The sequence below is a fragment of the Micromonospora sp. R311 genome (assembly GCF_056780015.1).
On record NZ_JBSWCE010000029.1, the window covers coordinates 1 to 25942 of the forward strand.

Consider the following 25942-nt stretch of genomic DNA (forward strand, 5'->3'; position numbering starts at 1 on the left):
CAACAAGACCGGCGCACCCGTCACCCGGTCACTGATCGCCTACGACCACTGACCGGGATTCGGAACTACTCGTCTAGGGTGGACGCACCGGCAGGAAGGAGCGCCCGATGGCCGCCAGTACGCCCGTCACCGTCGCGGCCGACCCGGTGCGCACGGCCGACGTTCCGCTGCTCAGCTGGTGCGACGACGCGACCGGCGAGCGGGTCGACCTGACCGCGGCGCAGCTCGGCGAATGGGCGGCGCGCAGCGCGGGCCTGCTGCGGGACGGCTGCGGGCTGCGCCCCGGCGACCGGGTCGCGGTGCTGCTGCCGCCGCACTGGCGTACCGCCGCAGTGCTGCTGGGTGCCTGGGCGGTCGGGCTGGCGGTGTCGTACCGGCCGCGGGCCACCGCCGGGCTGCCGGTGCTCGAACCGGGCGCCGCCCGGCCGTACGACGCGGTGTTCGTGACCCCGGAGCGCCTCGACGACTGGCTGGAGGACGTGCCGGACGGGACGCACCGCTACCTCGTCGGCACCGGCCCCGGCCGGCTGGCCGAGGTGCCGGTGGGCTGGCTCGACTGGTCCGCCGAGGTGCTCCGGCACACCGACGCTCCGCCCGACCACGCCGTGATCCGCCCGACGGACCCGGCCAGCCCGGACGGCACCAGTTACGACGAGTGGGGGCGGGTCGCCCTGGCCCTGGCCGACCAGCTCGACCTGCGCGCCGGCGACCGGCTGCTGGTCGACGCGGCCGAGCACGAGCAGCCGCTGAAGTGGCTGCTCGCCCCGCTGAGCGTCGGCGCGTCGGTGGTCGTCTGCGCCAACCTCGACCCCGCCCGGCGGGACGCCCTGATCGCCGCCGAGCAGGTCACCCGGGTCCTCTGAGGTCTCTCGCCGGCGCCGCCGGCCTCAGCTCTCGCGGGTGACGGCCCGTCCGCTGTGCCGCTTGGTGAGATACGGCAGCGCGAAGAGGTACAGGCCGGTGACCAGGAGCAGGGCGAGCGGGAGCAGCGGCACGTAGGAGACCCAGACGACCGGGTCCTCCTGGGCCAGGGCGATGAAGGTGACGATGACGGTCACCGTGAAGGTGACGGCCAGCCAGCGGTGGAACTGCCGGATCCACTTGTTCGCGTTCACTGCGACCTCCTCGGATGTCGGGCGACGCCAGGTCCCGACGACCTGACGGGCGGGATGCCATGACGCTAGGTGCGGGTCGACGACCGGTGCTTCTCGATTTCTGACCGGTCCTGTCACCCGCTCGGCGCCGGCCACCGGCGGGCGCGGGGCGACACGTGGTCCACCGGCGGCGCAACCCGCGCCGATGGGGCAGCGGCGGGTCGCGGGAGGCAAATAGCGCTGCTCAGCCCCCTGCCGTTACACCGGTGTCAGCCCATGTCCCGAGGTCTGTTGTCGACGCCGCCGACGTGCTCTCATACCGGGAAGACGACGTCATTGACCTGCTCAATGGCGACCCGCGTCGATTCCGCACCGTCTCCATCCTCTGAAAGGTGCACCGATGCACAGGAGACCGATCTTCCGACTGGCAGTCCTCACCGCCACCGCTGCGACGCTCCTGGCGTCCGGTGGCGCCTACGGCGCGGTGGCGGCGGCACCCGTGACCGTCTCCCCGGGTGTCGCGGAGTGTGAGCCGGGTGCCGACGAGCACAGCGCGGCCCGGGTCGCCGAGGGCGCCACCGCCCAGGAGCCGGAGCTGTACTCCAAGAACGAGGCGAACGCCTACGGCGTGATCAAGGATTCGCCGCGGCTGGCCAACGGCAGCGTCACCGTGCCGACGGTCTTCCACATGATCTCCGACCACCCGCTCACCGCGGCCGAGACGGCCAGGTGGAACACCCTGATCGCCGACCAGATGGAGGTGCTCAACGACTCGTTCGCCGGCCGCACCGCCGCCAACGCCTCCGACACGCCGTTCCGGTTCGACCTGGTCGACACCACGTGGACGGTGAACAGCGACTGGTACACGGTCGTGCCGGGCAAGAACGAGCGGGACATGAAGAAGGCGCTGTACACCGGCGACGCCCGCACCCTGAACGTGTACGCGGCGAACATCGGCGGCGGCCTGCTCGGCTGGGCGTACTTCCCGAAGGGCTACAACAACGGCCGGGACTTCATCGACGGCGTGGTGATCCTCGACGAGTCGATGCCGGGCGGCACGGCGGGCAAGTACGCCCTCGGTGACACGCTGACGCACGAGGTCGGGCACTGGCTGATGCTGGAGCACACCTTCGCGCACGGGTGCTCCGCCTCCGGCGACTTCGTGGCGGACACTCCGCGCGAGGCGCACCCGCAGTTCAACTGCCCGATGGGCGCGGACACCTGCGCCGCACCCGGGCTGGACCCGATCCACAACTTCATGGACTACACGCAGGACTCCTGCATGAACATGTTCACCGCCGGACAGGCCGACCGGATGAGCGACGCCTGGGTGGCGTTCCGCGCCGGCGGCGTCAAGTAGCCAAGCATGGTCGGGGTTGACGGGTCGCGGCGAGCGGCCCGCCAACCCCTTCCTTGTGCCCCGCTTGATCGACTCCATGTCGCGGATATGGCGGTATCCAGGCGACGGGGATACCGCCACATCGCCGACCTGGCGACCGGAGCATTCATCGGCCGGGACGCCAACCGGGAACGAGGTTCCGGGCGCGCCGCGAGCAGGGCGCGGTGTGGTCGGCCGGCAGGGCGCAGCGCGCGCCGCCGGGCAGGGGCCGGTCGCAGAAGACCCAGTGGCGTACGCCCTGCTGGTCCTCGGCCGAGACGGTCACCCCGCCCGGCTCCACCCGTGCGCTGAGCCGGGCCAGCAACCGCGCGGCGGACCGGGCGAAGATCTGCGCGCGGTGCAGGTCCGGTGCGGTGACCGGTAGGCCGCATCGGTGAGCGTCACGCGTACTCGGTGCACGCGGCCGGGACGATCCAGCCGCGAGGGCCGCATCAAGCGGCAGCGGTCTCCTGTTCCGGCCTGAGCGCGGCTTTCCCGCCCTTGCTGATCTTGCTGGCACCGCCGGCCGCAGTCTTCTTCGGCGCTAGCTGCGACACGCGCTGCGGGGAGATGCCAAGAAGCGCACCCGCGTCGCGGACCGTGTAGCCCTTTGCCAGTAGTGCGCGCGCGGCGGTGACAGTCGCCTCTTCGGCGGACTCTTCGGCCTTGCGCAGGGCGCTGCGGGCTCTGCGAGCGCGGGTCACCTCTTGCGGCAGGTCGGGCTGCACGTCGACGTCGAAGCTCTGCGGGTCGACGTCGAGCATGAGGGCGATGGCTTCACGTGCCATCCCTTCGACCTGGTCGAGGCGACGAGCCTGAGAGAAAACGCCCCTGATCTCCGGCACGCTGATCGCCCACCAGGCGCCCGAGCGTACGCATTTGGCGGTGTACTTCATCAACGACGCCCCCCTTTCACCTCAAGCCCAGGCTGCGCAGGATACCCCGCGCCGTGAGCTCGTTGATCTCCTTGTGTCGAGGTATGACGACGTTCTGCGGGCCGAATCTGTAGATCGTGTGGCTGCCACCCTCGCGTACCTTTTCGAAGGTCACACCGGCATCGGCAGCCGCTTTGCTGATCTTGTTGATCAGGTCAACCCGCTTCACGCGGCTAGTCTAGCTTACTAGATGATACAAGTAAAATGCCCTAGACTTAGTCGAGGGGTCGTCCATTCAGTCGATCGTCGGGAGCTTCGGGCCGAGCACGTCGTCGGCGTCCACGATCGTGTACGCGTAGCCCTGCTCGGCGAGGAACCGCTGCCGGTGCGCCGCGTACTCCGTGTCGATCGTGTCCCGGGAGACCACCGTGTAGAAGTGCGCCTGCCGGCCGTCCGCCTTCGGCCGCAGCACCCGCCCCAACCGCTGCGCCTCCTCCTGCCGCGACCCGAACGTCCCCGACACCTGGATCGCCACCGCCGCCTCCGGCAGGTCGATCGAGAAGTTGCCGACCTTGGAGATCACGAGGGTCCGCAGCTCACCCGAGCGGAACGCGTCGAAGAGCCGCTCCCGCTCCTTGTTGGTGGTCGAGCCCTGCACGATCGGGGCGTCGAGGTATTCGCCGAGCTGGTGCAGCTGGTCGATGTACGCGCCGATCACCAGCGTCTGCTCGCCCGGGTGCCGGTCGACCAGCGCCTTGACCACGGGCAGCTTGGTGCGGGCGGTCGCCGCCATCCGGTAGCGCTCCTCGGCCTCCGCCGTCGCGTACGCCATCCGCTCCGCGTCGGTGAGCGTCACGCGTACCTCGATGCACTCGGCCGGGGCGATCCAGCCCTGCGACTCGATGTCCTTCCACGGCGCGTCGTACCGCTTGGGGCCGATCAGGCTGAACACGTCGCCCTCCCGGCCGTCCTCGCGTACCAGAGTCGCCGTGAGGCCGAGCCGGCGGCGGGCCTGGAGGTCCGCGGTGAACCGGAAGATCGGCGCGGGCAGCAGGTGCACCTCGTCGTAGATGACCAGGCCCCAGTCGCGGGCGCCGAACAGGTCGAGGTGGGTGAACGCGCCGCCGCGCCGCGAGGTGAGCACCTGGTACGTGGCGATGGTGACCGGGCGGATCTCCTTGCGCTCACCCGAGTACTCGCCGATCTCCTCCTCGGTCAGCGAGGTGCGGGCGATCAGCTCACGCTTCCACTGCCGCCCGGCCACCGTGTTGGTGACCAGGATCAGCGTGGTCGCCTTCGCCTCGGCCATCGCCGCCGCGCCGACCAGCGTCTTGCCGGCGCCGCAGGGGAGCACCACCACGCCCGACCCGCCGGCCCAGAACGCCTCGACCGCCTCCCGCTGGTACGACCGCAGCGTCCACGGCCTGCGGCCCTCCTTGCCGGCCTCGGCCAGCTCGACCGGGTGCGCCTCGCCGTCGACGTAGCCGGCCAGGTCCTCCGCCGGCCAGCCGAGCTTGAGCAGCGCCTGCTTGAGCCGGCCCCGCTCGGACGGGTGCACCTGGATGGTGTCGTCGTCGATCTTGTTGCCGAGCATGCCGGCGAGCTTCTTGCTCTTGGCGACCTCGACCAGCACCAGCCGGTCCAGGGCCCGCAGCACCAGGCCGTGCGCCGGGTCGTTGGCGAGCTGGAGCCGGCCGTACCGGTCCATCGTCTCGGCCACGTCGACCAGCAGCGCGTGCGGCACCGGGTAGCGGGAGTACTTGATCAGCGCGTCCACCACGCTCTCCGCGTCGTGGCCGGCGGCGCGGGCGTTCCACAGCCCGAGCGGGGTGAGCCGGTAGGTGTGCACGTGCTCCGGGGAGCGCTCCAGCTCGGCGAAGGGCGCGATCGCCATCCGGCAGGCCTGCGCGTCCGGGTGGTCGATCTCCAGCAGCAGGGTCTTGTCCGACTGCACGATCAGTGGTCCACCGCTCACGCCAGCGTCCTCTCTCCGGCCGGTCGTCGGCCGCCATGGGAGACGTGCATACCCGCCTCAGGCCGACCATCCAGTGTTGCACGCACTCGGATAACTGAAGAAAAATGCCCACCGCACGCAACCATCGCGGCACTCGCAAACGTCTATCAAGGGGACGGCTGTCCAGGGGAGGGCTCATGAAGCGTGTCCGGTTCACCACCCGGTTGGTCGCCCTGGCAGTGGTCACGCTGGTCGGCGCGGGTGCGTGTGCGTTCGATCCGCAGGCCGGCGGGGGCGGGGAGCCCGTGCCGGCCGGTGCGGCGGAGCAGGTAACGGGGGCGAGCGATGCGCCCGGGCCGGACCAGCGTGTCCGGCCCACGACGCCACCGCCGAAGCCGACCACGAAGCCGACCCCCACGGCGAAACCCACCCGGAGCACCGCGCCGAAGCCCACCGCCACCCGGTCGCCGTCCTTCACCGGCTGCCCGCAGGGCGAGCACCAGCGCGCGGTGGAGACCTACCTCGCCCGGCTGGGCGGTTTCGGCACCCTGACCGTGGACGGCCGGCAGTCCGCCGCCGACTGCGCCGCGATCAAGAAGTTCCAGAAGCGGTACGACATCCGCCCGGTGCAGGGCCGCGCCGGGCCCACGACGTACGACGTGGCGAAGCGGCTGGCGACCACGGACACCAGCCGGTGCAGGGCCGGCTCGGGCACCACGTTCTGCATCGACCTGACCCGGCAGACGACCTGGGTGATGCGCAACGGCAAGGTGATCGTCAAGCCCACGGTGACCCGGACGGGGATGCCCGGCTACCGCACGCCGGCCGGCACCTTCACGATCAACTACCGCAACATCAAGGAGTGGTCCGACCCGTACGAGGTCTGGCTGCCCTACTGGCAGCACTTCACCCAGGGGATGGGCTTCCACGAGACCACCACCTACCTGCACAACAAGTCGATCGGCTCGCACGGCTGCGTCAACCTGCTGCACGCCGACGCGGTCCGCTACTGGGAACTCGGCAAGGTCGGCAGCCGGGTGGTGCTGGTCGGCCGCCGCCCCGGCACCTGAGCCAACCGACCCCCTGAGGGTTGTCGGGGTCGCACACCCCGTCCGATCGGGGATTTATCCCCTGTCACTGCGGCCACCCTGGTGCCACGCTGGGACGGCAGGGGCCGGACCGGACGGGGAGGGGCGAGGATGACCGTCGAGCGTGAAGCGATCCGCCAGCACGACGACGCGCCGGCCGACGAGGTCTCCACGGCCACCGTGGTCGCGTACGTGGTCGCCGCAGTGATCCTCGTCGGGTGGTTCCTCTTCGGCTGGCTGGTGCTCCAGCAGGGCTTCGTCGACTCGGTCGGCGAGTCGGCCGGCGCCGGCTTCGCGCTGCTGCTGATCGTCTCCGTGGTCGGGACGGTGCGGCGCAGCCGGCGCTGACCCCTGCTCAGTCCTCCAGCACCGCCGCGGTGATCCGGTGCAGTGCGAAGGTGTGCAGCATCTCCGTCCGCTCGTCCTCGGCGCGCAGATAGCCGGCCCCGATCGACACCGGCCGGACCAGCCGGGACGCGGTCGCCCCGTGTGCGTCGACGTAACCGACCCAGACCAGCGCCTTGTCCCGGACGGCCTGTTGCAGCACCGCCAGGGCGTCGCTGTGGCTGGGCACCGCCACCGGACCGGTCGGCGGGGCGCCCCGGACCACGGCCGGCGCGCGCCGGGCCGCCCGGGCCGCCGCGTCCCCGCGCCGGATCTGCTCCACCACGCCGAGCAGGCGGGGCATGGAGAGCTTCGGGGTGGCCAGCGGGTCCAGCGTCCGGGTGGCCACCGACACCCGGGCCGGTGCCCGGCGGGTCTTGGGCCGGGACAGCACGGCCGCTCCGCTGGCGTCCTCCGGCACCGGGGCGTAGCCGGCGTCGCGGAGCGCGATCAGCATCCGGCCCACCTGGTAGGGGGTGGCGAGCACGGTCGGCGCGAGCCTGCGCAGCGCCAGCGCCTCCAGCCGCCGGTCGGCCAGCACCTCGGCGAGCAGCGCCTCGTCGTCGCTGCGCACGTACCCACCGGCCGAGCCGACCCGCAACCCGCCGTGCTTGCGGGCCACGTCGTCGATGAGGTACGTCAACCCCTGCGGCACCGGGGTGCGGGACCGCCTTCGGAACAGCCCGTGCAGGTCGTCGGCGGAGTAGCCGGCGTCCAGGGCGCGGCGCACGCTCGCCGTGGTGACCCGGTGCACGCTGGCGCCCCCGGCCGATTCGAGTTCCGCGACCACCTCCAGTTCGGCGGCGAGCGCCGGGTCGGGCGGGCCGGGCACCACGACGGAGAGATCGGCCTGCACCAGGAAGTGGTCGACCGGGGCGGGGAGCAGGGCGTCCAGCGCCCGCACCGCGGTGGACGGCTCGCCCTCCTCGGCCTCCAGGCGGAGCCCGAGCGGGTCGTCCGCCCCGCGCTCGTCGCCCGCCGTGACGTCGGCCAGCAGCAGCCGCCCGTACGAGGTGAGCGCGCCGAGGCCGGTGACGCCGAGCGTGGCCGCCTCGGCGAGCACCTCGCGGTGCGCGGCCTCCCGGCCCCGGCTGCGCCGCGGCGCCCGCCAGTCCAGCAGCTCGAGCACCTCTTCGGGGGTCGGCGCGGTGGCCGGCTCCAGGTCGGCGAGGACGCCGAGCACCGCCCGCCGGGCGGCCGGCGCGCCGACCCGCTCCGCCTCGGCGGAGAGCACCGTGATCGGGCGGTCCCGGTCGTCGCGCTGGCCGACCAGCCCGGCCTGCCGGGTCATGGTCAGCCAGGCCCGGGCCAGCTGCTCCCAGCGCTGGGCCAGCGAACTCGCCCGCCACACCTCGTAGCCGGCGGTCGGCAGCACCTGCTGGTCGGCGCCGTACCGGGCGGTGGTCGCGCCGGGCAGTTCCACCTCGCCGACCAGCCCGGCCGCGTACGCCACCTCGAGCAGCAGCGCCGCCGTCGACTCGTCCACCCCGCCGGTGCGGGCCAGCCGCTTCAGCTCGCGGACGCCCAGCCCGCCGGAGCGGAGCACCGGCACCGGCTCGGCGGCGAGCTGCTCCAGCAGCGCCTCGGCGAGGCGTACCACCTCCATGGCCTGGCCGGCGCCGGCGGAGTCGGCGGCCTTCGGTTCGCGGGGCGCGGCGGCCACCGGCGGCGGGCTGGTGCGCAGCGGGCCGAGCGGGCCGCTGTCGCGCCGCAGCAGCAGACCGATCTCCCGGGGCAGCTCGACCGTGCCGGGGGTGCCGCCCGCCCCGCCGGAGACCCGGACCAGCAGCCGGTGGTCGACCAGCCAGCGCACCGGCGAGCCGGTCGGGGCCCCGCCGTTGGTCGGGTCCGGCGGCAGCGCGTCCTCCGCGCCGACCGGCGGCGCCTGGAGCGCGCCGGGCGGCACGCTGCCCACCGGCGGGCCGGCGGCCAGCCGGTCCAGGATCGCCCGGGCCGAGGGCGGCGCGGCCAGCAGCGTGCGCCGCAGCTTCGCCGGGTCCGCGCAGAGCGCCGCCGTCCGCGGGTCCAGGTCCGCCGCCGGCCGGCCGAGCCCCGCCGGGTACGGCGAGAGCTCGTCGATGCCGCCGACGATCTGGAGGTCGCTCTCCGGGCCGTACAGCAGGAAGAGCGCGCGCAGCCGGTTGACCGCGGCCCGGACGGCGGTCGGGGCGGGCGGGTGCGGCCCGGCGGTCGCCATGGCGAGCACCGCCTCGGTGGAGGTGGTGCCGTCGGCCGGGTCCCGGGTCAGCCGGGCGGCGTCCAGGATCTGCAGGGTGAACTGGTCCAGCCCGTCGAGGGCGCGGGCCACCGAGACCCGCGACTGGGCCCGGATGGCGAGCGCGGAGACGTCGGCCGGCACGGGTACGACGAGGTCCGGCCGCAGCTGGAGCAGGGCGGCGAGCGACTCGTCGGGCAGCGACCGGAGGTGGTCGGCGAGTGAGGTGGTCATCGTCGTTCCACGCTAGCCCGGCCGGGGGCCGTCCCGCCCCTCGGACGTCCGGCTCGGTCGGGTTGACCGGGTAGGTTCTCGGCATGCCCGCACCAACGGTCGGTTTCGACCTCGACATGACCCTGGTCGATTCGCGTCCCGGCATCGCCGCCGCCTACCGCGCGCTGACCGCCCGCACCGGCGTGCCGGTGGACGCCGAGGCGGCGGTGTCCCGGCTCGGCCCGCCGTTGCGCACCGAGATCGCCCGCTGGTTCCCACCCGAGCAGGTCGACGCGGCCGTCCGCACCTACCGCGAGCTCTACCCGGCGTACGCGATCACGCCCACCGTCCCGCTGCCCGGCGCGCTCGCCGCGATCGAGGCGGTACGCGGACTCGGCGGCCGGGTCCTGGTGGTCACCTCCAAGCTGGGCCGGCTGGCCCGGCTGCACCTCGACCACCTCGGGATCACCGTCGACGAGGTGGCCGGCGACCTGTTCGCCGAGGAGAAGGCGGCCGCCCTGCGGGCGCACGGGGCGACCCACTACGTCGGCGACCACGTGGCCGACATGGTGGCCGCGCAGGCGGCGGAGGTGCCCGGCATCGGCGTCGCCACCGGCCCGTGCTCCGCGGACGAGCTGCGCGCGGCCGGCGCCGAACTGGTGCTCGATGATCTCACCGGATTCCCGGCGGCGCTGGACGGCATGATCCGGCTAGCCTTGGAGCAGTAGACGGTTCAAACGAAGCAGGGGATCTCAGGTGCCTACGGGTCGAGTGAAGTGGTACGACGCGGCCAAGGGATACGGGTTCGTCACCAGTGACGAGGGTGGCGACGTGTTCCTGCCGAAGGGCGCGCTACCGGCGGGCGTCACCGACCTCAAGGGTGGTCAGCGGGTCGACTTCAGCGTGGTGGACAGCCGCCGGGGCGCCCAGGCCATGGGGGTCAAGCTGCTCGAGGCGCCGCCGTCGGTGGCCGAGCTGCGCCGCCGGCCGGCGGAGGAACTGCACGGTCTGGTCGAAGACATGATCAAGGTGCTGGAGGCGAAGGTCCAGCCGGACCTGCGCCGGGGCCGCTTCCCGGACCGCAAGACCGCGCAGAAGATCGCTCAGCTGGTCCACGCGGTCGCCCGCGAGCTGGAGGTCTGAGGCACCAGCCCGGCGTCGGCGGCCCGGCCCAGCAGCGCCTCGACGGCGGCGAACCCGGCGTCCCCCAGGTCGGCGGTGAACTCGTTGACGTAGAGGCCGATGTGCCGGTCCACCACGTCGGGCTCCATCTCCTGCGCGTGCGCCAGCACGTAGTCGCGGCTGGCCGCCGGGTCGGCCCAGGCGCGGCGCACCGAGTCGCGGATCCACCCGGCGGCGGCCTCCGGGTCGACCGCGCCCCGCCGGGCCAGGATCGCGCCGAGCGGGATCGGGAGGCCGGTGTCGGCCTCCCACCACTCGCCCAGGTCGACCAGGGCGGTCAGGCCGTGCCGCGGGTAGGTGAAGCGCGCCTCGTGGATGACCAGGCCCGCGTCGTACCGGCCGGCGGCGACGCCCGGCATGATCTCGTGGAACGGCACCACCTCGACCCGGGCCGGCGGCCGGCCGGCCGACCAGAGCCGGAAGAGCAGGTACGCGGTGGTCCGGTCACCCGGCACAGCCACGGTGGCGCCGCTGAGGTCGGTGCGGTCCGGGCCGCCGGTCCGGTCGCCCCGGGTCAGCACCAGCGGCCCGCACCCCCGCCCGAGGGCGCCGCCGCACGGCAGCAGGTGGTAGTCGTCGAGCAGCCAGGGCAGCGCCGCGTAGCTCACCTTGACCAGGTCGAACGCGCCGCGTTCGGCGGCGGTGTTGGTGACGTCCACGTCGGCGTAGGTCACCTCGACCGGCGGGGCGCCGGGCACCTGACCGTGCACCAGCGCGTGGAAGACGAACGTGTCGTTGGGGCAGGGCGAGATCGCCAGCGAGAGCGCCACGCCCCCACCGTAGCCCCGGGTACGCCGGCCCCGCTCCACCCGGTCCCCGCCACTGTGACCCGCCCCCCTGCCGCGTCGCGAGGTGGGCTGTGGCGAGGTGTGGGGTCCGCGGCGCGGGTTGCGCGCCGTGTGGGGCTCCGCACTGCGAAGCCAGCCGTCGAGGTGGCCCCGGCCCGCAACGGTGACGTAGCGGGCACCTGCCGGCCTCCTCTTCGTCCCTGTCGAGCTGCCCTCATAGGTGGGGCACGGACCTGGTGACGACGCTCGCCTTGCGTCCGGCGCCCGAGCGGGTTCGGTCTTCTGGCGAGTCGGGGCTTCTTGACAGGGCGGGGTCCTTCGGCGGGTTGGCAGGGCGGGTCCTTTGGCGGGCTCGGATTCACTCGCAGGTCCGGTCTCTTGGCCGTGTGGGTCTCTTGGCCGTGTGGGTCTTCTGGCCGTGTGGGCCTCTTGGCGGTGCAGGTCTTCTGGCCGTGTGGGTCTTGTGGCCGTCGGGTTCTTCTGGCCGTGTAGGTCCTCTGGCCGTGTGGGGTCCGCTGGCCGGTCCGGGTTCTTCCGCAGGGGTCCGCTCAGGTCGCGGTCCTATGGATGGGGCAGCTCGACAGTGTCCGACCACCATCCGCCCGGTGCCGGCGAGGCGGTTTTCCACAGGGTTTTCCACAGCCGGCGGGCGGCTGTTGAAGTTCGGTTTCCAGGCCGGAACCATCGAGGGGTGACGACGCGGGCCGGGACGATCGACGTGGGAGCCGCGCTGCGCGCGCTGCGGCGGCGGGCGGATCTGAGCCAGCGGGAACTGGCCCGGCGGTCCGGCGTGCCCAAGAGCACGGTGGCCCGGCTCGAGGCGGACCCGGAGGCGGATCCGAGGTTGCGGACGGTGGAGCGGCTGGTTCGCGCCGCCGGCGGCGAGCTGTCGGTGGGTGCGCCGGAGGTGCCGCACGACGGGTGCCGGGACGAGGCCGGTCGTCGGTACCCGGCGCACCTGGACGTGCGCGAGGTCCGGACGCTGAAGGACTGGCCGGCCGCGTGGTGGCGGCACTGGTTCGTGCCGCGGGAACGGTGGCCGGTGCGGGTGCCCGACATGACGTACGACCTCGACCGGCGGCGCCGGGACGAGCGGCGCCTGCGGGAGCGGGCCCGCGACCTCGTCGGGTACCGCCGGGTGACCGAGGCGGTGCCGGCCGGCTGCTGGCGGCTCGTCGCCGAGCTGCCCGGTGGTGACCTGGTCGGCGAGTTGCGGGCCCACGAACGGAGCGAGGACCTGCGGCTCGGTGAGGACCTGGAGGACGAGCGCGTGATGGTGCTGGACGGTGTCGTGGTCGCGCCGCAGCTGCGATCTTTGGGCATCGGCCGCCGGCTCGTCGAGCTGCTCGGCGAGGAGATGGGGCGGGTCGGTATCCGGACGGCACAGACGGTGGCCGAGTTGGGCGGCGTCGACTTCCTGCTGGCCTGCGGCTACCAGCTGGAGGCTTCCCGGCCGTCGGCGCTGCGGTTCGACCTGCCTCGCGGCCGCTGACCGCCGGCCACGGCCCAGCTCAAGCCAGGGCCGCGGCGGCGGTGGTGAGCGCGGCCAGGGCGTCGCGCATCCGCCAGGCGTCGCGGTCGCGGGGGCCGATCGGGTTCGAGACGGTACGCAGCTCGGCGAAGGGCAGGCCGGCGTGCGCGGCGGCGACCGCCACCCCGTACCCCTCCATGGCCTCTGCCACCGCGTCCGGGTGCCGGCGGAGCAGCTCCTCGGTGCTCACGGCGGTGCCGGTCACCGTGCTGACGGTCAGCACCGCGCCCACCGTGGCCGTCGGCAGGGCCGACCGGAGGGTGGCCAGCAGGCCCGGGTCGGCGGCGACCGCGATGCCGCCGCCGAGCAGCTCCGGCGGCATGCCGAGCTCGTCGATCGGAATGAACCCGGTCGGTGACTCGGCGCCCAGGTCGGCGGCGACGGCCCGGCTGCCCAGCACGGTGCCACCGACCGCCACCCGACCGGTGAAGCCCCCGGCCACCCCGGCGCTGACCACGCCCCGGTACGGCCGACCGGCGGCCTCGGCGAGCGCCAGCAGCCGGGCGGCGGCCGCGCCGGCGACGGCGGGGCCCACGCCGACCGGCACCACGGTCACGTCGGGATCCGGCAGACCGGCCCGGACCGCCTCCGCCTCGGCCGGCACCGCGGTCACCACCAGCAGACCGTTCACGACACCGGCCCCCGCGGCTCCCGCCGGTTCTCGTCGTCGGTCCCGCCCGGCCCGCCCACCGCGGACGACGGGCGGTAGATGTGGTAGCCGGGCGGGGCCAGCCCGGGGTCGTCCAGGAAGCTGCCCTGGGTGGGGGCCGGCGAGGTGGGGGCGGCGTCCGGCGGGCGGCCGGCCCGGTCCCGGTCGTCGGCGTCGGACTCGTCCTCGGCCAGCTCGTCGTCGGCGAGCGGCCGGCCGAGCAGCCGTTCGGCGCGCAGCCGGCCGGCCACCACGACGCCCCGGGCGGCGGCCAGCGCGCCCACCCCCGCCGCGACGGCGATCCCGACCCGGCCCTCGAACGGCACCAGCCCCAGGCCGCCACCGGCGACGAAGGCGAGCATCAGCACGGTCTCCGAGTGCGCGAACGAGCTGGCCCGCAGCCGCTCCGGGATGCGCTCCTGGATCGAGGCGTCCACGGCCAGCTTGGCGATGCCGCTGATCAGGGCGGCGACCAGGCAGAGCAGGGCGACCATCGGCAGCGAGAACTTGAGCGCGGCGAGGACCGCCACGCCGGCCACGATGATCATGCCGCTGGACTGGATGGCGGTGGGGCGGTGGATCTGCAGCCGGGTGCCGACCGCGGTGGCCAGGAAGGTGCCCACCGCCAGCGCCCCGCCGACCAGCCCCAGCGCGCCCTCGGCGCCCAGGTCGCGGCCGAACACCACGGTGGTCAGGTCGCCGGCCTTGATGGCGAAGGCGAGGAAGAGCAGCAGGAAGCCGTAGATCGCGCGCAGCCCCGCGGCGCCGATCAGGGTGGCGATCACCAGCCGGCCGGCGGGCCGGCCCCGGCCGAGCGGGCGGTCCCCGTCGCGGCCGTACAGGGCGCGCAGCGGGCGGGGCACCCGCTCCGGCGGTTCCGAGTCCGCCTTCGGCGGCAGCCGCAGGGAGATCACCATGCCGACCAGGAAGATCACCGAGGCGACCCGGAGCGGCCACTGCGGCCCGAACCAGAACGCGGCCAGCCCGATCGGAGCGACCAACGCCCCGGCGACCGTGCCGTAGACGCTGGCCCGGGCGCCCACCTGGGAGAGGCCGATCCCCTCCGGCAACAGTCGCGGCACGGCCGCCGAACGGGCCACCCCGTACGCGCGGGAGAGCGCCAGCACCCCGAAGGCCGCCGGGTAGAGCCCAAAGCCGTGGATGTAGTCGGAGATCAGCCAGGCCAGGAACGCCCGGCCGAGCATGGTGGCGGCCAGCGCGTACCGGCGGCCGTGCCGGAAGTGGTCGAGCAGCGGCCCGACCACCGGGGCGAGCATGGCGAACGGCACCATGGTCACCAGCAGGTAGAGCGCCACCTTGCTGCGCGCCTCGCCGAGCGGCACGTTGAAGAAGATCGTCCCGGCCAGGCCGATGGCGATCAGCGTGTCCCCGGCGCAGGAGATCGCGTGCAGGTCGAAGAGCCGGACCATGCCGACCTCGCCGCCGGCGCCCCGGGCCCGGGCCCGGCCGGCCCGCCGGGTCATCCAGCGTCCACCGCTGAACGAGCCGCGCAGCAGCAGGCGGACGGCCTTGATGCCGGTGCCGACGGTCCGCCCGAGGAGGGACCGCTCGGAGCGGGAGAACAGCGGCATGTGCACCATCCTCGCCCATCCGACCGGCACACGCCGCACCACTGCCGAGAACGTCCTCGGGGAGTGCCTGACAGTCGGCCGTGCCCATGGGGAACAATGGTGGGGTGACCAGGCCCGCCTCCGCCCGTGCCGCCCGTCTCGACCAGGTCTGCGCCGCCGCCGTCGAGCTGGCGCGCGACGCCATCACCGAGGTCGAGCCCGCCGACGTCGGCGACCACCTCCAGGCCGTGGCCGAGGGTGACCGGCTCGTCACGCACTACTTCGAGTGCCGGCTCGACGGCTACCGGGGCTGGCGCTGGGCGGTCACCGTCACCCGGGTGCCCCGCAGCCGGCACGTGACGGTCTGCGAGACGGTGCTGCTGCCCGGCCCGGACGCGCTGCTCGCCCCCGGCTGGCTGCCCTGGCAGGAGCGGCTCAAGCCGGGCGACCTCGGCCCCGGTGACCTGCTCCCCACCCCGCCCGACGACGAGCGGCTCCAGCCCGGCTACCTCCTCTCCGACGACCCGGCGGTCGAGGAGACCGCGTGGGAGCTCGGCCTCGGCCGCGCCCGGGTGCTGTCCCGCGAGGGGCGCACCGAGGCCGCCCAGCGCTGGTACGAGGGTGACCACGGCCCGTCCGCGCCCATCTCCACCGCCGCGCCGGCCGCGGCCCGCTGCGGGACCTGCGGCTTCTACCTGCCGCTCGCCGGCGCCCTGCGGCGGTGCTTCGGCGTCTGCGGCAACTTCTACGCCCCCGACGACGGCCGGGTGGTCAGCGCCGACCACGGCTGCGGCGCGCACTCGGAGACCCTGATCGAGGCCGCCGAGACCCCGGTCGACGAGATGCCCACGGTCTACGACGACAGCGCGGTGGAGACGGTGGCGGTCAGCCGGGCACCCGGCTCGGTCGAGGCGGCGGAGCCGGCGGAGCCGTACGGGCACCCCTGACGGGTCCGGCGACGCCGCTCAGCGGGCGGCGGCCCGGCGGCGGCGCCGGTGCGCGTCGTGCCGCATCATCACCGCGAGACCGGGGATACCCCACAGAAAACCGGCCAGGCAGATCCAGAGCCAGTTCTGACGCCCATGCTCGGTGAGCCAGTCGCGGAAGAAGATCAGCAGCACCAGCCCGACGACCGCCCAGACGGCCATCCCGGCGAGGGCGAACGGCACCATCGGCGGGTCGAGCGGCTCCGGCCGCGGCGGCTGCTGCTTCGGCACCCGGCCAGCGTACGCGACCGGCTTTCCCTGCCCGCCGGTGATCTGCGACGATGCGCGCGACAAACGGAAGATCACCTGCGAGGACCTGATGGCAGTAGAGCCGCCCGAGAACGGCACACCACCCGACCCCGCTCATCCGCGTAACGGTTTCGACCGGTTCTTCGAGATCTCCGCCCGTGGCTCGACGATGAGCCGCGAGGTACGCGGTGGCCTGGCGACCTTCTTCACGATGGCGTACATCGTGGTCCTGAACCCGCTCATCCTCGGTGGTGCCGTCGACGGCGACGGCAAGTCCCTCCCGATTCCCGCGCTGGCCGCGGCGACCGCGCTGGTCGCCGGCCTGATGACCATCCTGATGGGGGTGGTCGGCCGGTTCCCGCTGGCGCTCGCCGCCGGCCTCGGCGTCAACGCGCTGGTCGCGTACGAGATCGCTCCGGAGATGACCTGGGCGGACGCGATGGGCCTGGTGGTGATCGAGGGCGTGATCATCGCGGTGCTGGTGCTGACCGGCCTGCGGACCGCGGTGTTCCGCTCGGTGCCGACTCAGATGAAGACCGCGATCGGCGTCGGCATCGGCCTCTTCCTGACCATCATCGGCCTGGTCGACGCCGGCTTCGTCCGGCGGATCCCGGACGAGGCGAACACCACCGTGCCGGTCGGCCTGGGCATCGGCGGCAAGCTGGTCAGCTGGCCGATGCTGGTCTTCGTGGTGGGTCTGCTGCTGACCCTGGTGCTGGTGGTGCGCCGGGTCAAGGGCGCCATCCTGATCGGCATCCTGGCCTCCACCGTGCTCGCGGTGATCGTCGAGGCGGTGGGAAACATCGGCCCGTCCTTCGTCGACGGCAAGCCGAACCCGAAGGGCTGGTCGCTGAACGTCCCGGAGCTGCCGAAGACCGTGGTGGACGTGCCGGACCTGTCGCTGCTCGGCAACTTCAACGTGCTCGACTCGTGGGGCCGGGCCGGCTGGGTGGTCGTGCTGATGTTCGTCTTCACCCTGCTGATCACCGACTTCTTCGACACCATGGGCACGATGGTCGCGGTCGGCCAGGAGGGCGGCATGCTCGACGAGCGGGGCACCCCGCCGCGGGCCAAGGAGATCCTGCTGGTCGACTCGATCGCGGCGGCGGCCGGCGGTGCGGCGAGCACCTCCAGCAACACCTCGTACATCGAGAGCGCCGCCGGTGTGGCGGAGGGGGCCCGGACCGGCGTGGCCAACCTGGTCACCGGCGGGCTCTTCCTGCTGGCCATGTTCCTGGCGCCGTTGGTGGTGGTGGTGCCGTTCGAGGCGGCGTCCACCGCGCTGGTGGTGGTCGGCTTCCTGATGATGACCGCGGTCCGGACCATCGACTGGTCCGACTACGAGATCGCGATCCCGGCGTTCCTCACCATCGTGCTGATGCCGTTCACGTACTCGATCTCCAACGGCATCGGCGCCGGCCTGATCACATACGTGGTGGTGAAGCTGGCCAAGGGCAAGGCGCGGGAGATCCACCCGCTGCTGTACGCCGTGGCCGCGCTCTTCGTGCTGTACTTCCTGCGCGGGCCGATCGAGTCCGTGCTGCTCTGAGGGTCCGCTCCGGGCCGGGTGACCAGATCGGACACCCGGCCCGGAGCAGGGCGAACTTCTCGTGAGCGTGGTCATATCAGGTGTCGTTAGCCAGGCTTATTAGTTAGGCTAACTATTGTGACGGAGCGGACGGTGACGGCGAAACGCGTGCCACCGGCGCAGCTGGCACCACAGCTGCGTGATGCGATCACCCGGCTCAACCGACGGGTCCGCCAGGCCCGGCCGGTCGGCGACCTGACGGTCACCCAGCTCTCCGCGCTCACCAGCCTCAAGCTGGCGGGCGCGCTGACGCCGCGGGAACTGGCCGACATCGAGCGGGTGCAACCGCCCACGATGACCAAGATCGTCGCCAAGTTGGAGGAGCGCGGTCTCGTGCAGCGCACCCCCCATCCGACCGACGGCCGGCAGGTCATCCTGGCGGCGACCGAGGGGGGACGGGCGGTGCTCGACCAGTTCGAGCGGGCCCGTAACGAGTGGCTGGCCCACCGGCTGGCCGAACTCACCGAGGCCGAACGGGACACCCTGCAGCAGGCTGCGGAGATCCTCCAGCAGATCGCCCGCGGCTGACCGCGCTCAGCGCCACCGCCGCCCGCGCCGTCCGACGTCGATGACGCGTACCACGGCGAGGAGGCGCACCAAGAGTGCAGGCGAAGCTGAGCACGATGTTCCAGTCCCTACAGGTCCGTAACTACCGGCTATTCGCGTCCGGGCAGCTGATCAAACTGATCGGCGTCTGGATGATGTTCATCGCCCAGGACTGGCTCGTCCTCGAGCTCTCCGACAACTCCGCCACCGCGCTCGGCGTGGTGACCGCACTCCAGTTCACCCCCGTGCTGCTGCTCACCCTGCTCTCCGGGCGCCTCGCCGACCGCTACGACAAGCGGATGCTGCTCTTCGTCGCCAACGCGTTCTGGACCGTGCTGGCGCTCGCCATGAGCCTGCTCGTCATCACCGGCCTGGTCGAGCTCTGGCACGTCTTCGCGTTCGCCGCCCTGCTCGGTACGGCCAACGCGGTGGAGACCCCGGTCCGGCAGGCGTTCGTCTCCGAACTGGTCGGCACCTCACTGCTGCCGAACGCCCTCTCGCTGAACGCGGCGACCTTCAACTCGGCCCGGATCGTCGGGCCGGCCGTCGCCGGCCTGGCCATCGCCGCCTTCGACGTCGGGCCGGTATTCCTGGTCACTGCGCTCAGCTCGATCGCCCCGCTGGTCAACGTGGTCCGGATGCGCCCCGCCGAGCTGCACCGCGAGGCGCTCCTGCCCCGCGACGAGCGGGCGTCGGCAAAGGTGATCGACGGGCTGCGCTACGTCCGGCGCCGCCCCGACCTGCTGCTGCCGATGGTGATGATCTCGATCATCGCGACCTCGCTGTTCAACTTCCAGCTCACCCTCGCCGCGCTGGCCAAGACCGTCTTCAACACCGGGGCGGCCTCGTTCGGCCTGTTCAGCAGCGCGCTCGCGATCGGCGCGCTCGCCGGGGCGCTCGCCGGCACCGGCCGGCGCAGCCGGCCGTCGGTCTGGCTCGTGCTGGGCGCCGCCGTCGCCTGCTCCACCTTCGGCACCCTGGTCGGGCTCGCGCCCGCGTACTGGCTGGTCGTGGCGCTGCTGCTGCCGACGGGGTTCTTCATGGTGTTCTTCGCCCAGGCCGCCAACCAGCGGATCCAGCTGGGCACCGACGCCGCCTTCCGCGGCCGGGTGATGGCGCTCTGGGTGCTGGTGTTCCTCGGCACCAACCCGGTCGGCGCACCGGTGATCGGCTGGGTCGCGGAGACCTACGGCGCCGGCGCCAGCATCTGGATCGGCGGGCTGATCTCGCTGGCCACCGCGTTGCTCGCGCTGACCTGGCAGCTGCGTCGCTCCGGCGCCCGGCTCCGGTTCCGGGTGCTGCCGATGCCCCGCTTCTACGTCACCTCCGCCGACTGCTGAACGGACCGGGTCCCGTGGGCGCGTGCCCACGGGGCCCGGCCGATCCGTCCCGTTCTCCGGATGGGGCGCGAATGCCGGCAAACCGGTGGCGAGCCGGCACGATGCGGCCTAGCGTCTATGTGTGGAGCTAGGACGCGTGCTGCTGCTGGCGCTGGCGTTCCTCGCGGTGGCCAGCCTGCCGGCGGCGATCGCCCTGCTCTTCTGCGCCGACGAGATCATCGACCGGGTGGTCTGCGGCGTCGCCGAATGGCGCGAACGGCGGCGCGAGCGGCGCACCATCGCGCGGCTGGACCGGGCCATCGAGGCCGACGCGCTCACCCGCGACATCGACCTCAGCGACTTCGACCGCACCGACCGCCGTCCGCTGGAACAACTCGCCGCCGACCTGCGCCGCCTCGGCAGCCAACGGATCGGCGTGGGTGGCCGCTCGATGGTCTGGCACGGCGCGGTGCTCCAGGCGTACGACGACCGGCTCCGCCGGGCCTGCCGGGCGCTGGGCATCCCGGAGCACCTCACCGAGCTGACCGGCGTCGACCTGGAGATCGAGCGGGTCCGGGTGGAGGGCCTGTTGCACGCCGCCGGGCTGACGCTGCCGGCCGCCCGGGCCGACAACCGCCAGCGCCACCGGTGAGCGGCGGTTGAGGCTCTTCGTCGCGGTCTACCCGCCACCCGAGGCGGTCGACCACCTGACCGCGCAGGTGGCCCGGTTGCGGGTCGGCGCGGTGGCGGCCGCCGGAATCAACGTCCGGCTCGCCGACCCGGCCCAGGCGCACGTCACGCTCGCCTTCCTCGGCGACGTGGAGGCCGACCGGCTGGTCGACGTGGAGAGCTCGCTCGGGCTCGCCGCCGAATGGTCCCGGGACGGGCGCGCGGCGACGCCGCGACTCCGGCTGGGCGGCGGCGGCCGGTTCGGGCGGAACCGGTTCACCGTGCTCTGGGTGGACGTCCAGGGCGAGGTCGAGGCGCTGCAGGTGCTCGCCCGGCTGATCCGCTCCCGGCTGCGGAACGCCCGCCTGCCGCACGACGACAAGCCGTTCCGCCCGCACCTGACCATCGCCCGCCCCGGCGACCGGGTGCCCCCGGAGGACGTCGCGGCCGACGTCGAGACGCTGCACGGCTACCAGGGACCGGCCTGGCCGGCGGCCGAGATGGTGCTGATGCGCAGCCACCCCGGCCCGCGGCCGACCTACGACCGGCTGGCCGCCTGGCCGCTCTGACCCCGGTTCACCAGGCCCAGGCCTCGGGGCCGGGGCCGCCGTTGCCGAGCGGGGGAAAGAGTTCGTCGAGGCGGCCCAGAGTCGCCTCGTCGAGCCGGACGTCGAGCGCGCCGAGGGAGCGGTCGAGTTGCTCGACGGTGCGTGGACCGATGATCGGGGCGGTCACCCCGGGCCGGGAGAGCAGCCAGCCCAGCGCCACGTCGGCCGGGTCGTGGCCGAGGTCGGCGCAGAGCTTCTCGTACGCCTCGATGGTGGGCCGGTGCGCGGCCAACGCCTCGGCCGAGCGGCCGCTGGTGCCCCGCGCCGCGCCGCCCTCGGCCATCTTGCGCAGCAGCCCGGCGAGCAGCCCGCCGTGCAGCGGCGACCACGGGATGATGCCGAGGCCGTGGTGCTCGGCCGCCGGGATCACCTCCAGCTCGACGTGCCGGGTGAGCAGGTTGTAGATGCACTGCTCGGAGACGAGGCCGAGGAAGTTGCGCCGGGCGGCCGCCGCCTGGGCGACCGAGATGTGCCAACCGGCGAAGTTGGACGATCCGACGTAGACCACCTTGCCCTGCGCGACCAGGGTCTCCATCGCCTGCCAGATCTCCTCCCACGGCGTGCTCCGCGAGATGTGGTGCATCTGGTAGAGGTCGATGGTCTCGGTCCGCAGCCGGCGCAGCGAGTCCTCGCAGGCCCGGACGATGTGCCGGGCGGAGAGGCCCCGCTCGTTGGGCCAGTCACCCATCTTGCCGTAGACCTTCGTGGCCAGCACGACCTTCTCCCGCCGGCCGCCGCCCTGGGCGAACCAGCGCCCGATGATCTGCTCGGTGATCCCCTCGCCGGTCTGCCAGCCGTAGACGTTGGCGGTGTCGAAGAAGTTGATCCCGTGGTCGAGGGCCCGATCCATGATCGCGAAGCTGTCCGGCTCGCTGGTCTGCGGCCCGAAGTTCATCGTGCCGAGGCAGAGGCGGCTGACGGACAGGCCGGTGCGGCCGAGGTTCGTGTACTCCATGCGCCCCACCCTGCCACGGTGGGACCCGGAGCGCCGCCGCAGCGGCACCAACGGTGTCTCGTTGCCCGCGAACACCGCGTACACCATCACCAACACCAGCGCGGCCTGCACATGTGGCCGTCCACAACCAGTGCCACGGCTCCTCGCCCCGAACCCCTCGGACCAGTCGAGGCGACACCGGACACCTCGGCGCCGCAATGCCAGCGAACCGGCCGGATTCAGGTGAGCAGTTGTGGGAACCCCCGGCCGGTGCCGGAGGTTCTGACCGCTCTGCCCTGGCCGCTGGGATGGAGCGTCGCCGTGTTCCTGGTCGCGGGCGCCCTCACCGTGGTCGGGAGCATCCGGCTGGTCAACCTCGGCGACACCCTCGCCGACCGCACCGGCTGGGGTGAGGCGTTCTTCGGCGCGGTCTTCTTCGGTCTGGCCACCTCCCTGTCCGGCATCGTCATGACCGCCGTCACCGCCGCCGCCGACCAACCGCAACTCGGCTACAGCAACGCCGTCGGTGGCATCGCCGCCCAGACCACCGCCGTCGCGGTCGCCGACGCCTTTCACCGTCGGGTCAACCTCGAACACGCCGCCGCGTCGCTGTCGAACGTGCTCTTCGGCACCCTGCTCATGGCCCTGCTCGCCCTTGCCCTGCTCGGCACCTTCGCCCCGGACGCGACTCTCGCCGGCCTGCACCCCGCTTCCCTCGCCATGATCAGTTGCTACCTCGGGGGCTTGCATCTCATCCGCAAAGCGGGGGCGAGCCCGCTGTGGCAGGCCGTCGCCACCACGGAGACACTCCCCGATGTTCCGCACGCCCACGGAAACCTCGACCAGCGCAGCACTGCCTGGTTGTGGACCCGGTTCGCCACCGTGGGCCTGGTCGTCGCCGCCGGCGGGTGGGCCATCGCCCTGGCGGCCGAGAGCCTCGTCGCCATCACCGGGCTCAGCGCCGGCTTCATCGGCGCGATTCTGATGGGCGCCGTCAACGCGCTGCCGGAGACGGTCACCGCTGTCGCCGCCGTCCGGCGCGGTGCCCCCACCCTCGCGATCGCCGCCGTCCTCGGCGGCAACAGCCTCGACGCCCTCAACCTCATCGTCGGCGACATCGCCTACCGCGGCGGATCGATCTACCACGCCGCCGGAACCGAGGAACTCTTCGTCACCACCACTGCCCTGTTCATGACCGCCACCCTCCTCGGCGGTCTCCTCGTCCGTCAGGCCTGCGGCTGGGGACGACTCGGCTTCGAAGGCGTCCTGCTCCTGGCCACCTACGCCGCGATGACCCTCATCCTCGCCTTCTAACCGGGCATCCCGTCGGGATCTCGGCTGACGCGCGTTGGCCGATGCCTTGCCGGACGCGAGGATCTGGACGGTGATGACCTCGCTGCGAGTGCCTCGCGATGACTCCGGCGCCAAGGTGGTCGCCGGAGCCGATCGCGGGTCAGGAGGACTCGCGGGCCGCCGGGCCGCTGCCGAAGAGCACGTCGTCCCAGCTGGGCAGGCGCTTGCGCGGCTTGCCACCGGCCTCGGTGGAATCGCCGGCCGCCGCCGCGGCGCCGGTGCGGCGGGGCCGGAGCACCGCCAGCGACGGCACGGCCGGCACCTCCTTGGGCGCGTCCGAGTCGTCGTCGAAGGCCGACCCCTGGCCACCGCCGAGCAGCGCCGCGGCGCCCCCGCCGATGGCCCGCTGCCGCGGCGCGTCCGGCCCGGCGTGCGCGGCCGGGGAGCGCGGGTCGAGCCCGCGGCCGGAGGACGCGCCGAGCGGCCGGTCGAGCGAGGCGAGCAGGGCGTCGCGCCCGGCCCGGATCGGGTCCCGGCCGGGGCGGCCGTGCTCGGCGGGCGTCGGCAGGCCGTGCCCGCCCCGGCTCGGCTCACCGCGCGACGGGCCGGGCAGCGCGTGCCCGCCCCGCTCCGGCGCCGGCTCCTGGCCGAGGATCGGCGTGGGACGCTCGGCGCAGAGGTATTGCGCCATGTCGTCGTGCGGGGTGACCGCCTGCCGGGTCTTGTCGAGATCCCAGACGGCCTGCGCGGTGGCCTTGCCGGACGGCCAGGTGGCGACGATCCGCCAGGTGCCGTCGTCGCGCCGCCAGGCGTCCCAGGAGATCTTCTCGGTGTCGATGCCGTGCTGGGCCAGCCGACCGTTGACCACCTCGGCCAGCGGAGTGGGCTTCTCCGCGCCCTTGAGCCGGGTGCGCCGGGCGTGCTGGGCGAGCATCGCGCGCTCCTGCAGCACCGGGCCGGCGTAGCGCAGCACCCGGTCGACCGGCACGCCGGCGATCCGGGCGACGTCCTCGGCGGACTCGCCGGAGCGGATCCGGGCCTGGATGTCGCGGGGGGACAGTGAGGGCGCCGGGTCGGCGGCCGCCGCCGGGGCCACCGCGAGCGGCGGCGCGCCGGGCTCGGCGTGCAGCACGCCGGCGACGCGCTCGTCGATGGGCAGGGCGAGCAGTCGCCCGACCTCGTCGGCGAGCACCAGGGCCTGGCCGTCCTCGGAGAGGGCGACGAAGCGTACTGGGCGCATTAGCGTTGCCTCCGTCCCGCTTCGCTGGCCGCACGCCACGGGTCGGCCACCCGGGCGTCTCGCCCCACGGTACGCGTATCCGCCGAGAGGTGGGAGACGCCACGCCCGCATGTCGCGACTGAGCTGCGGCGATGATCACGGTGGGTGGCCGCCGTCACCCCGGCGGTCACCCACCGTGTCGATGCCTAGAGGCGCTCGACCACGTAGTCGATGGACGCGGTGAGCGCCTCGACGTCGGCCGGCTCGACGGCCGGGAAGAGCGCCACCCGCAGCTGGTTGCGGCCGAGCTTGCGGTAGGGCTCGGTGTCCACGATGCCGTTGGCGCGCAGCGCCTTGGCGATCGCGGTGGCGTCCACCCCGTCGGCGAAGTCGATGGTGGCGACCACGTTGGACCGCAGCGCCGGGTCGGTGACGTACGGCGTGGCCACCGTGGAGCGCTCGGCCCAGCCGTAGACGATGGCCGCGCTCTCCGCGGTCCGCTTGGCCGCCCAGGCCAGCCCGCCCTGGGAGTTCATCCAGTCGGTCTGCTCGGCGGCCAGGAAGATGGTGGCCAGCGCCGGGGTGTTGTACGTCTGCTCCAGCCGCGAGTTGTCGATCGCGGTGACCAGGTCCAGGAAGGCCGGGATGTAGCGGCCGGACGCCTTGATCTCGGCGGCCCGCTCCAGCGCGGCCGGCGACATCAGCGCCAGCCAGAGGCCGCCGTCCGAACCGAAGCACTTCTGCGGGGCGAAGTAGTAGACGTCGGTCTCGCCGACGTTGACCTCCAGCCCGCCCGCGCCGGAGGTGGCGTCGACCAGCAGCAGCGAGCCGGGGTCGGCCCCGGGCACCCGGCTGATCGGCACCGCGACGCCGGTCGAGGTCTCGTTGTGCGGGGTGGCGTAGACGTCCACCCCGGCCTCCGCGACCAGGGTGGGCGCGCTGCCCGCGGCCGACTTGCGCACGGTCGGCTCGCCGAGGAACGGCGCGTCGGCGACTGACTTGGCGAACTTGGCGCCGAACTCGCCGAAGCTGGCGAACTGGGCCCGGTCCCGGATCAGGCCGAACGTCGCGACCTCCCAGAACGCCGTGGTGCCGCCGTTGCCGAGCACCACCTCGTAGCCCTCGGGGAGGGCGAAGAAGTCGGCGATGCCGCGGCGCAGCCGGGCCACCTGGTCGCGGACGGTCTTCTGCCGGTGCGAGGTGCCCAGGTAGCTGGTCGCCACGTCGGCGAGAGCGGACACGGCCGCCGGACGGACCTTGGACGGCCCGCAGCCGAACCGCCCGTCGGCGGGCTTGATCTCGTCGGGAATCCGGATGGTCGGTGCGTCAGCCACGGTCTTCAAGATCCTTCCGCATGGGCCGGGGCCCGGTGAGCTGGCGGGCGCGGACCGGCGGCGGGCGCGTGGGCGCACGGCGGCCGGGATCCGAGCCTGGTCCGGCGGCACTGCCGAGCCTTCATCCTCCCATCCCGGGCGGCCGGCCCGCCGGTTGGTCCCGTCCGGGCAGCTGAGGTCTGCACCACATGCCGCCGGGATCCGGGTGCGACTGGCGCTGCTGCGGCGACGACACCTGCACCCGAAGTGACCCCGGCGGCGCGGTCGGCGGAAGA

At 73.3% G+C, this 25942-nt stretch carries 27 protein-coding genes; 14 read left to right on the top strand and 13 right to left on the bottom strand.

The features are described 5' to 3' along the window. Positions 1-107: 107 nt before the first annotated feature. Positions 108-863, top strand: a complete 756-nt coding sequence (locus AC1WTP_RS23500) for a TIGR03089 family protein (RefSeq protein WP_481651436.1) — start codon at positions 108-110, stop codon at positions 861-863. Positions 864-887: 24 nt separating this feature from the next. Here the strand turns inward: AC1WTP_RS23500 and AC1WTP_RS23505 are convergent, their stop codons facing one another. Then, a complete protein-coding gene (locus tag AC1WTP_RS23505; protein ID WP_481651437.1) occupies positions 888-1115 on the bottom strand; it encodes a hypothetical protein in 228 nt (75 codons plus the stop codon). 379 nt (positions 1116-1494) lie between these two features. Here AC1WTP_RS23505 and AC1WTP_RS23510 point away from each other — a divergent pair, with 379 nt between their 5' ends. Beyond that, the gene (locus tag AC1WTP_RS23510; RefSeq protein ID WP_481651438.1) at positions 1495-2454 is read left to right on the top strand and encodes a zinc metalloprotease; all 960 of its coding nucleotides are present in this window, start codon (positions 1495-1497) and stop codon (positions 2452-2454) included. Between the two features lie 145 nt (positions 2455-2599). Here the strand turns inward: AC1WTP_RS23510 and AC1WTP_RS23515 are convergent, their stop codons facing one another. From AC1WTP_RS23515 to AC1WTP_RS23530, 4 genes are all read right to left on the bottom strand, one after another. Next, positions 2600-2836 carry a hypothetical protein gene (locus AC1WTP_RS23515; protein WP_481651528.1) on the bottom strand — a complete coding sequence of 79 codons (237 nt, stop codon included), beginning with the start codon at positions 2834-2836 and terminating at the stop codon, positions 2600-2602. 88 nt (positions 2837-2924) lie between these two features. After that, positions 2925-3368: a hypothetical protein gene (locus AC1WTP_RS23520; protein WP_481651439.1), complete on the bottom strand. Its 444-nt coding sequence runs from the start codon at positions 3366-3368 to the stop codon at positions 2925-2927. Between the two features lie 16 nt (positions 3369-3384). Further along, positions 3385-3576, bottom strand: coding sequence for a type II toxin-antitoxin system HicA family toxin (locus AC1WTP_RS23525; RefSeq protein ID WP_481651440.1), 192 nt, complete (start codon positions 3574-3576; stop codon positions 3385-3387). 66 nt (positions 3577-3642) lie between these two features. Then, the gene (locus tag AC1WTP_RS23530; RefSeq protein WP_481651441.1) at positions 3643-5322 is read right to left on the bottom strand and encodes a DNA repair helicase XPB; all 1680 of its coding nucleotides are present in this window, start codon (positions 5320-5322) and stop codon (positions 3643-3645) included. A 176-nt stretch (positions 5323-5498) separates the two neighbouring features. On the opposite strand from AC1WTP_RS23530, the gene AC1WTP_RS23535 reads away from it, so the two are divergent. Both AC1WTP_RS23535 and AC1WTP_RS23540 read left to right on the top strand, forming a co-directional pair. Continuing rightward, complete coding sequence (locus AC1WTP_RS23535) at positions 5499-6371, top strand: L,D-transpeptidase family protein (protein WP_481651442.1); 873 nt, start codon at positions 5499-5501, stop codon at positions 6369-6371. Positions 6372-6500: 129 nt separating this feature from the next. Continuing rightward, on the top strand, positions 6501-6737 hold the full coding sequence (locus AC1WTP_RS23540) for a hypothetical protein (protein ID WP_481651443.1): 237 nt from the start codon (positions 6501-6503) through the stop codon (positions 6735-6737). Positions 6738-6744: 7 nt separating this feature from the next. On the opposite strand, the gene AC1WTP_RS23545 is transcribed toward AC1WTP_RS23540, so the two are convergent. After that, positions 6745-9222, bottom strand: coding sequence for a helicase-associated domain-containing protein (locus AC1WTP_RS23545; protein ID WP_481651444.1), 2478 nt, complete (start codon positions 9220-9222; stop codon positions 6745-6747). An 83-nt stretch (positions 9223-9305) separates the two neighbouring features. Here AC1WTP_RS23545 and AC1WTP_RS23550 point away from each other — a divergent pair, with 83 nt between their 5' ends. Further along, a complete protein-coding gene (locus tag AC1WTP_RS23550; RefSeq protein WP_481651445.1) occupies positions 9306-9929 on the top strand; it encodes an HAD family hydrolase in 624 nt (207 codons plus the stop codon). 28 nt (positions 9930-9957) lie between these two features. Further along, a complete protein-coding gene (locus tag AC1WTP_RS23555; protein WP_088997128.1) occupies positions 9958-10344 on the top strand; it encodes a cold-shock protein in 387 nt (128 codons plus the stop codon). Here AC1WTP_RS23555 and AC1WTP_RS23560 read toward each other — a convergent pair. Continuing rightward, positions 10305-11153 carry a 1,4-dihydroxy-6-naphtoate synthase gene (locus AC1WTP_RS23560; protein WP_481651446.1) on the bottom strand — a complete coding sequence of 283 codons (849 nt, stop codon included), beginning with the start codon at positions 11151-11153 and terminating at the stop codon, positions 10305-10307. The two genes, AC1WTP_RS23555 and AC1WTP_RS23560, sit on opposite strands and share 40 nt — an antisense overlap. 709 nt (positions 11154-11862) lie before the next feature. Between AC1WTP_RS23560 and AC1WTP_RS23565 the strand changes: the two genes are divergently transcribed. After that, the gene (locus AC1WTP_RS23565; RefSeq protein WP_481651447.1) at positions 11863-12663 is read left to right on the top strand and encodes a GNAT family N-acetyltransferase; all 801 of its coding nucleotides are present in this window, start codon (positions 11863-11865) and stop codon (positions 12661-12663) included. A 19-nt stretch (positions 12664-12682) separates the two neighbouring features. Here the strand turns inward: AC1WTP_RS23565 and AC1WTP_RS23570 are convergent, their stop codons facing one another. Continuing rightward, positions 12683-13333: a futalosine hydrolase gene (locus tag AC1WTP_RS23570; RefSeq protein ID WP_481651448.1), complete on the bottom strand. Its 651-nt coding sequence runs from the start codon at positions 13331-13333 to the stop codon at positions 12683-12685. Further along, complete coding sequence (locus AC1WTP_RS23575; protein ID WP_481651449.1) at positions 13330-14943, bottom strand: MFS transporter; 1614 nt, start codon at positions 14941-14943, stop codon at positions 13330-13332. The genes AC1WTP_RS23570 and AC1WTP_RS23575 overlap by 4 nt, the downstream gene beginning before the upstream one ends. An 86-nt stretch (positions 14944-15029) precedes the next feature. On the opposite strand from AC1WTP_RS23575, the gene AC1WTP_RS23580 reads away from it, so the two are divergent. Continuing rightward, positions 15030-15869 (top strand): DUF3027 domain-containing protein, encoded by an 840-nt coding sequence (locus tag AC1WTP_RS23580; RefSeq protein ID WP_481651450.1) that lies wholly within the window; start codon positions 15030-15032, stop codon positions 15867-15869. Positions 15870-15887: 18 nt separating this feature from the next. On the opposite strand, the gene AC1WTP_RS23585 is transcribed toward AC1WTP_RS23580, so the two are convergent. Next, the gene (locus tag AC1WTP_RS23585) at positions 15888-16139 is read right to left on the bottom strand and encodes a DUF2530 domain-containing protein (protein WP_447136507.1); all 252 of its coding nucleotides are present in this window, start codon (positions 16137-16139) and stop codon (positions 15888-15890) included. 88 nt (positions 16140-16227) lie between these two features. Here AC1WTP_RS23585 and AC1WTP_RS23590 point away from each other — a divergent pair, with 88 nt between their 5' ends. The 5 genes from AC1WTP_RS23590 (at position 16228) to thpR (ending at position 20848) form a co-directional block, all read left to right on the top strand. After that, positions 16228-17706: an NCS2 family permease gene (locus tag AC1WTP_RS23590; RefSeq protein WP_481651529.1), complete on the top strand. Its 1479-nt coding sequence runs from the start codon at positions 16228-16230 to the stop codon at positions 17704-17706. Between the two features lie 117 nt (positions 17707-17823). Continuing rightward, positions 17824-18273 carry a MarR family winged helix-turn-helix transcriptional regulator gene (locus tag AC1WTP_RS23595; protein ID WP_447136505.1) on the top strand — a complete coding sequence of 150 codons (450 nt, stop codon included), beginning with the start codon at positions 17824-17826 and terminating at the stop codon, positions 18271-18273. Positions 18274-18347: 74 nt separating this feature from the next. Then, positions 18348-19631: an MFS transporter gene (locus AC1WTP_RS23600; RefSeq protein ID WP_481651451.1), complete on the top strand. Its 1284-nt coding sequence runs from the start codon at positions 18348-18350 to the stop codon at positions 19629-19631. Between the two features lie 121 nt (positions 19632-19752). After that, positions 19753-20262, top strand: a complete 510-nt coding sequence (locus AC1WTP_RS23605; RefSeq protein WP_481651452.1) for a hypothetical protein — start codon at positions 19753-19755, stop codon at positions 20260-20262. A 7-nt stretch (positions 20263-20269) separates the two neighbouring features. Next, on the top strand, positions 20270-20848 hold the full coding sequence (gene thpR / locus AC1WTP_RS23610) for an RNA 2',3'-cyclic phosphodiesterase (protein ID WP_481651453.1): 579 nt from the start codon (positions 20270-20272) through the stop codon (positions 20846-20848). A 7-nt stretch (positions 20849-20855) separates the two neighbouring features. Here the strand turns inward: thpR and AC1WTP_RS23615 are convergent, their stop codons facing one another. Continuing rightward, entirely contained in the window at positions 20856-21842 is a 987-nt protein-coding gene (locus AC1WTP_RS23615; RefSeq protein WP_481651454.1) for an aldo/keto reductase, read from the bottom strand. A gap of 249 nt (positions 21843-22091) precedes the next feature. Here AC1WTP_RS23615 and AC1WTP_RS23620 point away from each other — a divergent pair, with 249 nt between their 5' ends. Then, the gene (locus AC1WTP_RS23620) at positions 22092-23135 is read left to right on the top strand and encodes a sodium:calcium antiporter (RefSeq protein ID WP_481651455.1); all 1044 of its coding nucleotides are present in this window, start codon (positions 22092-22094) and stop codon (positions 23133-23135) included. Positions 23136-23274: 139 nt separating this feature from the next. Here the strand turns inward: AC1WTP_RS23620 and sepH are convergent, their stop codons facing one another. After that, entirely contained in the window at positions 23275-24354 is a 1080-nt protein-coding gene (gene sepH, locus AC1WTP_RS23625) for a septation protein SepH (protein ID WP_481651456.1), read from the bottom strand. 185 nt (positions 24355-24539) lie between these two features. After that, positions 24540-25667 (bottom strand): phosphoserine transaminase, encoded by a 1128-nt coding sequence (serC, locus tag AC1WTP_RS23630; RefSeq protein WP_481651457.1) that lies wholly within the window; start codon positions 25665-25667, stop codon positions 24540-24542. Positions 25668-25942: the final 275 nt, after the last annotated feature.

Excerpts from the sequence above, each read along its gene's own strand:
- AC1WTP_RS23500 (WP_481651436.1), top strand. The coding sequence starts at position 108 with ATGGCCGCCAGTACGCCCGTCACCGTCGCGGCCGACCCGGTGCGCACG.
- AC1WTP_RS23590 (WP_481651529.1), top strand. The coding sequence starts at position 16,228 with ATGGCAGTAGAGCCGCCCGAGAACGGCACACCACCCGACCCCGCTCAT.
- AC1WTP_RS23580 (WP_481651450.1), top strand. The coding sequence starts at position 15,030 with ATGGGGAACAATGGTGGGGTGACCAGGCCCGCCTCCGCCCGTGCCGCC.
- AC1WTP_RS23545 (WP_481651444.1), bottom strand. The coding sequence starts at position 9,222 with ATGACCACCTCACTCGCCGACCACCTCCGGTCGCTGCCCGACGAGTCG.
- AC1WTP_RS23550 (WP_481651445.1), top strand. The coding sequence starts at position 9,306 with ATGCCCGCACCAACGGTCGGTTTCGACCTCGACATGACCCTGGTCGAT.
- AC1WTP_RS23615 (WP_481651454.1), bottom strand. The coding sequence starts at position 21,842 with ATGGAGTACACGAACCTCGGCCGCACCGGCCTGTCCGTCAGCCGCCTC.
- AC1WTP_RS23520 (WP_481651439.1), bottom strand. The coding sequence starts at position 3,368 with ATGAAGTACACCGCCAAATGCGTACGCTCGGGCGCCTGGTGGGCGATC.
- AC1WTP_RS23540 (WP_481651443.1), top strand. The coding sequence starts at position 6,501 with ATGACCGTCGAGCGTGAAGCGATCCGCCAGCACGACGACGCGCCGGCC.
- sepH (WP_481651456.1), bottom strand. The coding sequence starts at position 24,354 with ATGCGCCCAGTACGCTTCGTCGCCCTCTCCGAGGACGGCCAGGCCCTG.
- AC1WTP_RS23510 (WP_481651438.1), top strand. The coding sequence starts at position 1,495 with ATGCACAGGAGACCGATCTTCCGACTGGCAGTCCTCACCGCCACCGCT.
- AC1WTP_RS23575 (WP_481651449.1), bottom strand. The coding sequence starts at position 14,943 with ATGCCGCTGTTCTCCCGCTCCGAGCGGTCCCTCCTCGGGCGGACCGTC.
- AC1WTP_RS23535 (WP_481651442.1), top strand. The coding sequence starts at position 5,499 with ATGAAGCGTGTCCGGTTCACCACCCGGTTGGTCGCCCTGGCAGTGGTC.